Consider the following 7,930-nt stretch of genomic DNA (forward strand, 5'->3'; position numbering starts at 1 on the left):
TCATCCAAAGCTCCTTCCCTAAGCCTTGAATCAAACGCGCCCGCGCCGCGCAAGTCAGTTTATGAGTTTACGGCCTAATACCTAGGTTGGAGGGTTGCGGCCGTGTCGCGCGGCCTGCTGCGGCTTTTACGGCGCTGACTGGCTGATCCTGCGGGCCATCTGCCGGTCAAGCTGGCCACAGATCGCCACCCACCACGCGAAGCTCTGCGCGTCATTCTGGATGCGCGCCTGTTCCGCCTGTTCCAGCGCGCGCTCTGCGGCGGCCATGCCATGCGCGGCAAAGTGGCGCAGCGCGGCAGCCAGTGCCGCGTCACCCGAGGCGATGGCGGGCGGCGCATTGTCATTGGCGGGGCGCAGGCGGGACAGCCGCGCCCGGCTCGCGGCCATGCGGTTGCGGATCGCGCCTTTGGGTGCGGCGAAACGGATCGACATGGGCGGCTTTCCTGCTTCTTGGCCCGCAGCGCGAAATGCGCCGGGCAGACCTGCCTCTAGCGCGGCCGGCCTAAGCGAAGGTTTGGCAGGATGGTTTCCGGCTTCTTAGCCAATTGGCCTCGCTGTCAGGGCTGGCGCAGCCACTGCCCGCTGCGGGCGTGCTGATCGAGCACACGGCCTGAATTGGGCAGCAGCGTGCTTTCGGCCTTGCGCTCGGCCGCGGCGGGCAGTTCCGCGGCGGGCGCGGGAAGCGGGCCGGGGAGCGAGCCGAGCGGGGCGGGCGCAGGGCGCGCGGCTGCGGGCGCTTCGATTTCAGGCAACAGCAACGCCGCTGATTCGGCTGCGCCTTGCGCGCGTGCGACAAGGTTGAAGCGCGGAATACTCTCGTTACCGGCATATCCTGCGGAAAAGGCCGCCGGTCGTCCCGCCGCCCCGCTCCAGCGGTAGAAGCGGTGCAGGCCGATTGTGCCCACTTCGTGCAGGCTGGGCGCCCAATAGGGATAGATGTCGGTCCGGTGGTAATGCGTGGCGAGGCCTACGGGCCGGAACACGAAGCCCCCCAGCGCCGCGCTGGCGATCATCCGCGCCCGCACCATGCCCTGTGCCGAAGGACGGCGGGCCAGCGACCCGTCGCAGGTGAAGGTGAACTGGCACCCGGTCTGCCGTTCCGATCCCTGAAACACCACGCCGCACACGCTGTTGGGCCAGGCCGGATGGCGCACCCGGTTCATCACCACCTGCGCCACCGCCTGCTGGCCTTCCTTGCTCTCGCTCGCCGCCTCGTAATAGATCGCCATGGCAAGGCAGTCCTCGGCCCGCAGCCGGTCGGCAAAGCCGGCAAAGCCGGTGAAGGGGCGCGCGGCAGGGCCGGCATCGGGCAGCTTCACCGTCGCGGCAATGTCGTTTGCGAGGGCAGCAGGATCGGCCGCAAGCTCTTGGTCGGCCGGGGGCGTCCACGCCATCGCGCCCGGTTCGTAAGGGATGGTTTCGGGCATCGCAAAACGGATCACCTGCGGCTCGGCCACCGGCAGATCGGGCGCGGCCATGGCGGGCACGGCCACTGCCGCCAGCAGCACACCCACGCGCTTGAACAGCACGCGCCGCACTGTCTTGCGCGCCAGCCCGCGCCCCTGCGCCACGCGGGAAAAGCGCCCGGTGAATTCGGCAGGTTCAACCTCCTGCCAATGGGGATAAAGGGTCGAAAGCTGTGCCAGCGGTGGACGTCCTGCTCGGGCGCGAGATTGCGCGCCATGGCGCGTAGCCGCTTTGCGCACAGCGCGCAGCATCGGCAAAACCACCGTGCCGGAACGGGACGAAGCGCCGGGAGAGGGGTTAACACCCGCTCCCCCGGCCCGAAGCGCCGCTTATTCGGCCAGCAGCCCGCGCGCGCGCAGCATCGGTTCCACCTGCGGATCGCGGCCGGTGAAGTCGCGGTACATCTGGTCGAAGGGCCGCGAATGGCCCTGACCCAGGAAGGTCGACCGGATCCGCTCGCCCATCTCGCGCGTCATCCCGCCATTTGCCGCCACATAGGCATAGGCATCGTGGTGCAGCATCTCGGTCCACAGATAGGCGTAATAGCCGGCATCATAGCCATGGCTGAAGATATGCCGGAAATAGGGCGTGCGGTAACGCGGCGGCACCAGATCGGGGTTGAGGCCAAGACGGCCGAGCGCTTCGGCCTCGAACGCCATCACATCCACCGGAGCTTCGCCGGGGCGCAGCGCGTGCCATTCCATGTCGAGCAGCGCGGCGGTGAGCGTTTCGCCCAAGGCATAGCCCTGATCGAAGGTGCTTGCCCGCTCGATCGCGGAAATCAGTTCGGCCGGAATCGGCTCGCCCGTCTGCCAGTGGCGCGCATAATTGTTCAGCACCGCAGGAACCGTGGCAAAGTTTTCGTGGAACTGGCTGGGAAACTCCACCCAGTCGCGCGTGGTGTTGGTGCCCGACAGGCTCGGATAACGCTGATCGGCAAACATACCGTGCAGCGCGTGGCCAAATTCGTGGAACATGGTGATCACATCATCAAAGCTCGCCAGGGCCGGCTGGCCCGGTGCGGGCGGGGCGATGTTCTGCGTGTTCGTCACCACCGGCTTCAGGCCCAGCAAATGGCTCTGCTCGACAAAATTGCTCATCCACGCGCCGCCCTGCTTGCTGTCGCGCTGGAACGGATCGAAATAGAACAGCGACAACTCGCTGCCATCGGCATCGCGCACCAGATAGACGCTGACATCGGGGTGATAGCCGGGGATGTCGGTCCGCCGCTCGAAAGTCAGGCCGTAAAGCTGGTTCGCCATGTAGAACACGCCGTTTTCCAGCACATTCGTCACCTCGAAATACGGCTTGATGCGGTTTTCATCGAGGTTGTAGCGTTCCTGCCGGATCTTCTCGGCATAATAGGGCCAGTCCCACGGCTGGACGGTAAAATTGTGCCCGTCAGCCGCAATCCGCTCGTTCAGCACGGCCGCCTCGCGCTGCTGCGTGGCAGAGACGGCAGGCACCATCTGGCGCATGAAATCCAGCGCGCGCGACGGCGTTTGCGCCATGCGGTCATACATCTGCCAACTGGCGTAATCGGGCTCGCCAAACAGCTGCGCCTTGCGCGTGCGCAGTTCGACGATCTCGCGCACGATGCTGCGCGTATCGTTCTCGCCGCCGGACGAGGTGCGGTTGATGCTCGCGCGGAACAGGCGTTCGCGCACATTGCGGTTTTCGAGCACGGTCAGCAGCGGCTGCTGCGTGGTGTTTTGCAAGGCCAGCATGAACTTGCCCGGTTGCCCGCGCTCGGTCGCCAGCGCTGCGGCGGCAGCGATCTGGCCTTCGGAAAGACCCGCCAGCTCCTCGCGCGTGTCCACCAGCACCGCGCCCGCGCTGGTGGCGGCGGTCAGCTTCTGCGAAAATTCGGTTTCCAGTTCGGAAATGCGCGCATTGATGCGGCGCAGTTCGTCCTTGGCGGCATCATCCAGCAACGCGCCCCGGTGCACGAATTCGTCGTAATAAAGGTCGAGCAGCATCGCATCCTCGCCCATCAGGCCAAGGGCAGCGCGGTTGTCGTAAATCGCCTTTACGCGGGCAAACAGCGCTTCGTTGAGATAGATCGCATCATACATCTGCGCGATCTGCGGGGCCACGGCGCTGTCGGTTTCGTTCAGCAGATCATTCGTATCGGCGCCCTGCTTCTGGCTGAAGGCGGCATAGGCGCGGTTGAACATCTGCCCGGTGCGTTCCATCGCCACCAGCGTGTTTTCGAAGGTCGGCGCTTCCGGGTTGCGGGCAATCGCCTCGATTTCGGCCAGCTTGATCGCAATGCCCTGTTCGATTGCGGGGCGGTAATCCTCGTCGCGGATGCGGGCAAAGTCGGGCGCCTGGAAGGGCAGAGACGAAGGCTGCGCAAAGATGCCGGTGGCAACGGGGATCGGGGGAAGCGCAGTAGTGGAAGCGTGGTCCATTCGGGCGGGGTCCAGCGTGGTGCAGGCGGAGAGCAGCGCGGCGGCGGCCACTCCGGCAGGAAGAAGGCGATTCATTGCGGGCTCAAACTCGTTCCAGGGCCAGGGGGCAGTTTCGGGTGAAACTTGATGCGCGCCTCTAGGCAATTGCACCGCCCGGTGCAATCGGCAAGTGGGCCGATGGGCCGTGCCTGCGCCGGCTCCTGTTACGGCACCGGCGGGCAGCGGGTGCGGTCGCCGGCGTTGCACGCCTCGACATCGGCAACCTGCGCACGCCAGCGGGCCATCGCTTCCTCATGCGCACGTTCACGCGCCTGCACTTCGGCCTGCCACGCTGCCTCGGCGGCTTCCTGTTCGGCACGCTGGCGTGCGATGATCGCCTCGCGTTCGGCCACGGCCCGATCATGTGCCGCGCGACTTGCGGCATTTTCGGCCAGCTGGCGTTCGGCGAATTCGGCCTGTTCGCGGTTCAGGCGTTCGCGGTCGACCTCCTCCTGCATGGCCTGTTCCAGCGTGACCGGAATCGACAGGCGGTCGGTGGCAGACGGCGCACCGGTGGTGGCGCTGCCTTGCTGTTGCGCAGCGGCAGGCAGGCCGGACAGGGCGCTGGCGGCCATCATGGCAGCGCTGAAAAGGCCAAATTGGCGAAGTTGCGTGTGGTGTTTCATGGGTCTCATCTCCTTCGTGCAGCCACGCTGCCCGCTTTGCAGTGGCCCGTCTCTGACTTGCATCAAGATGCTTTCATCCCACCTGACCAAACGGACAGGGCAGGGTTTTGGCGCTGGGCGGGGCGGAGGAACGCTTGACGAATACGAACATTTGAAGAACATGGTGACTCTCCGGCCAAGGACCAAAGGGCCGCTCGACTTCCCCTTTCAAAGGCAGCAAAGCGCTCCGATGATCCGCCCCGGCATTATTTCCGCAACTTTCGAACAGGCCTCGCGTTCCCCATGCTGACACATATCAAGGTGCGCGGTGCGCGCGAACACAACCTCAAGGGCGTGGATATCGATCTGCCGCGCGATGCGCTGATCGTGATCACCGGCCTGTCGGGCAGCGGCAAGTCGAGTCTGGCGTTCGACACAATCTATGCCGAAGGGCAGCGCCGCTATGTCGAGAGCCTCTCGGCCTATGCGCGGCAGTTTCTGGAGATGATGCAGAAGCCCGATGTGGAGCATATTGACGGGCTGTCGCCGGCGATTTCGATCGAGCAGAAGACCACCAGCCGCAACCCGCGCTCCACCGTGGCGACGGTGACCGAGATTTACGACTATATGCGCCTGCTGTGGGCGCGCGTGGGCGTGCCGCATTCGCCCGCCACGGGCCTGCCCATCACCGCGCAAACGGTCAGCCAGATGGTCGACCGGGTGATGGCCCTGCCCGAAGGGACGCGCGCCTATTTGCTCGCCCCCGTGGTGCGCGGGCGCAAGGGCGAATACCGGAAAGAACTGGCCGAATGGCAGAAGGCGGGCTTCACCCGCGTGCGCATCGATGGCGAGATTTACGAGATTGCCGAGGCGCCCGCGCTCGACAAGAAATACAAGCACGACATCGAAGTGGTGGTGGATCGCCTCGCGGTGCGCGAAGGGATCGAGACGCGGCTGGCCGACAGTTTCGAAACCGCGCTCAAGCTGGCCGACGGGCTGGCCTATGTCGATCTGGCCGATGGCGTGGTGCCGGGGCGTGAGGGGGAGGAGGCCGCAGGCGGCAACCTCAAGGGCGCGGGCCTGCCGCCGAACCGCATCGTGTTCAGCGAAAAGTTCGCCTGCCCGGTCAGCGGCTTCACGATCGAGGAAGTGGAACCGCGCCTGTTCTCCTTCAACGCGCCGCAGGGGGCCTGCCCCACTTGCGATGGCTTGGGCGAAAAGCAGTTGTTCGATCCGCAATTGGTGGTGCCCAATGAAGAGCTCAGTCTGAAGAAGGGCGCGATTGTGCCCTGGGCGAAAAGCAATCCGCCATCCCCCTATTATATGCAGGTGCTCGCCAGCCTTGCCGCCACCTTCGGTTTCAGCCTCGACACGCCGTGGAAGGACCTGCCGGGCGAGGTGAAGCTCGTCATCCTCTACGGCACGGGCGGCAGGAAGGTGCCGCTCACCTTCAAGGACGGGCGCAAGGAATACACGGTCGAAAAGGCGTTCGAAGGGGTGATCGGCAACCTCAACCGCCGCCTGCTGCAAACCGACAGCGCATGGATGCGTGAGGAGTTGAGCCGTTTCCAGACCGCGCAGCCGTGCGAGACGTGCAACGGCGCGCGCCTCAACGAGAAAGCGCTGTGCGTGAAGGTGGCGGGAACCTCCATCGCGGATCCGGTGCGCCTGTCGGTGGCGGATGCGCTGGCCTTCTTCACCGCGCTGCCCGGCAAGCTGACCGACACGCAGAACCAGATCGCCCGCGCCATCCTGAAGGAGATCGTGGAACGGCTCGGCTTCCTCAACAATGTCGGGCTCGATTACCTCAATCTCGACCGCACATCGGGCACCTTGTCCGGCGGGGAGAGCCAGCGCATCCGCCTTGCCAGCCAGATCGGCAGCGGGCTTTCGGGCGTGCTCTATGTGCTGGATGAACCCAGCATCGGCCTGCACCAGCGCGACAACGATATGCTGCTCGCCACGCTCAAACGCCTGCGCGACCTCGGCAACACGGTGATCGTGGTGGAGCACGACGAGGACGCGATCCGCGCGGCTGACCATATCGTCGATCTGGGGCCGGGCGCAGGCGTGCATGGCGGCGAAGTGGTGGCGCAAGGCACGCTGAAGGACATCCTGAAGTCGAAGAAAAGCCTCACCGCCGCTTACCTTAACGGCACCCGCGAAATCGCGGTTCCGGCCACGCGGCGCAAGGGCAACGGCAAGAAGATCACCATCCACAATGCCCGCGCCAACAATCTGAAGAACGTGACCGCCTCGATCCCGCTCGGCACCTTTTGTTGCATCACCGGCGTATCGGGCAGCGGCAAAAGCAGCCTCACCATCGACACGTTGCAGGCAGGCGCGGCCCGCGTGCTCAACAACGCCCGCGTGGTGGCGGGCGCGCATGACAGGATCACCGGCCTCGAATTCTGCGACAAGGTGATCGAAATCGACCAGTCGCCCATCGGCCGCACGCCCCGATCCAACCCCGCCACCTATACCGGCGCCTTCACCCAGATCCGCGACTGGTTCGCCGGCCTGCCGGAATCCCAGGCGCGCGGATACAAGGCCGGGCGCTTCAGCTTCAACGTGAAAGGCGGCCGGTGCGAGGCGTGCCAGGGCGACGGCCTGATCAAGATCGAGATGCACTTCCTCCCCGATGTCTATGTCACCTGCGAGGAATGCCACGGCAAACGCTACAACCGCGAAACGCTGGAAGTGAAGTTCAAGGGCCACTCCATCGCCGACGTGCTCGACATGACGATCGAGGACGCGGAGGAGTTCTTCAAGGCCGTACCCCCCATCCGCGACAAAATGCACATGCTGAACGAAGTGGGCCTCAGCTACGTCAAGGTGGGCCAGCAGGCGACCACGCTGTCAGGCGGGGAAGCGCAGCGGGTGAAACTGGCCAAGGAACTCAGCCGCCGCAGCACCGGGCAGACGCTCTACATCCTCGACGAACCGACCACGGGCCTGCATTTCGAGGATGTGCGCAAATTGCTCGAAGTGCTGCACCGGCTGGTGGATCAGGGCAATTCGGTGGTGGTGATCGAGCACAATCTGGATGTGATCAAGACGGCGGACTGGATTGTCGATCTGGGGCCGGAGGGCGGCGTGAGAGGGGGCGAGGTGATTGCCGAGGGTGTGCCGGAGGATGTGGTTAAGGTGGAGCGGAGTTATACGGGTCGGTATTTGGCGCCGTTGTTGGGGCGGTAAATTCAACGCGAAGGTAGCTCCCGATCAACAACGCTCTTTACGATGGTTTTGAGCTAGGACTGGGATTGGAACGCCAATTAAACAAAGGCTGGACTGTTTTAACCATATCCCGGTAAATCCGCCAAATTCTTTCTAGGCCGTGTTGACAAAAGACTTCAACCATAGGCGTGTGGCGGCGAGGTTGAGGAAGCTTTCGAAGGATAGGGC

The 7,930-nt window shown here is 64.6% G+C and carries 5 protein-coding genes; 1 reads left to right on the forward strand and 4 read right to left on the reverse strand.

The window, feature by feature from the left end:
* Positions 1–126: 126 nt before the first annotated feature.
* The 4 genes from WFP44_RS15825 to WFP44_RS15840 form a co-directional block, all read right to left on the reverse strand.
* Positions 127–432 carry a hypothetical protein gene (locus WFP44_RS15825; RefSeq protein ID WP_336927669.1) on the reverse strand — a complete coding sequence of 102 codons (306 nt, stop codon included), beginning with the start codon at positions 430–432 and terminating at the stop codon, positions 127–129.
* 125 nt (positions 433–557) lie between these two features.
* Positions 558–1,706 (reverse strand): cell wall hydrolase, encoded by a 1,149-nt coding sequence (locus tag WFP44_RS15830; protein ID WP_336927671.1) that lies wholly within the window; start codon positions 1,704–1,706, stop codon positions 558–560.
* A 90-nt stretch (positions 1,707–1,796) separates the two neighbouring features.
* Entirely contained in the window at positions 1,797–3,956 is a 2,160-nt protein-coding gene (locus WFP44_RS15835) for a M3 family metallopeptidase (protein ID WP_336927673.1), read from the reverse strand.
* Between the two features lie 128 nt (positions 3,957–4,084).
* Complete coding sequence (locus tag WFP44_RS15840; RefSeq protein WP_336927674.1) at positions 4,085–4,546, reverse strand: hypothetical protein; 462 nt, start codon at positions 4,544–4,546, stop codon at positions 4,085–4,087.
* Positions 4,547–4,828: 282 nt separating this feature from the next.
* Here WFP44_RS15840 and uvrA point away from each other — a divergent pair, with 282 nt between their 5' ends.
* The gene (gene uvrA, locus WFP44_RS15845) at positions 4,829–7,723 is read left to right on the forward strand and encodes an excinuclease ABC subunit UvrA (RefSeq protein WP_336927675.1); all 2,895 of its coding nucleotides are present in this window, start codon (positions 4,829–4,831) and stop codon (positions 7,721–7,723) included.
* Positions 7,724–7,930 lie beyond the last annotated feature (207 nt).

It is taken from the genome of Alteraurantiacibacter palmitatis (assembly GCF_037154115.1).
Taxonomy (GTDB): Bacteria; Pseudomonadota; Alphaproteobacteria; order Sphingomonadales; family Sphingomonadaceae; genus Alteraurantiacibacter; species Alteraurantiacibacter palmitatis.

Excerpts from the sequence above, each read along its gene's own strand:
- WFP44_RS15825 (WP_336927669.1), bottom strand. The coding sequence starts at position 432 with ATGTCGATCCGTTTCGCCGCACCCAAAGGCGCGATCCGCAACCGCATG.
- WFP44_RS15835 (WP_336927673.1), bottom strand. The coding sequence starts at position 3,956 with ATGAATCGCCTTCTTCCTGCCGGAGTGGCCGCCGCCGCGCTGCTCTCC.
- WFP44_RS15840 (WP_336927674.1), bottom strand. The coding sequence starts at position 4,546 with ATGAAACACCACACGCAACTTCGCCAATTTGGCCTTTTCAGCGCTGCC.
- uvrA (WP_336927675.1), top strand. The coding sequence starts at position 4,829 with ATGCTGACACATATCAAGGTGCGCGGTGCGCGCGAACACAACCTCAAG.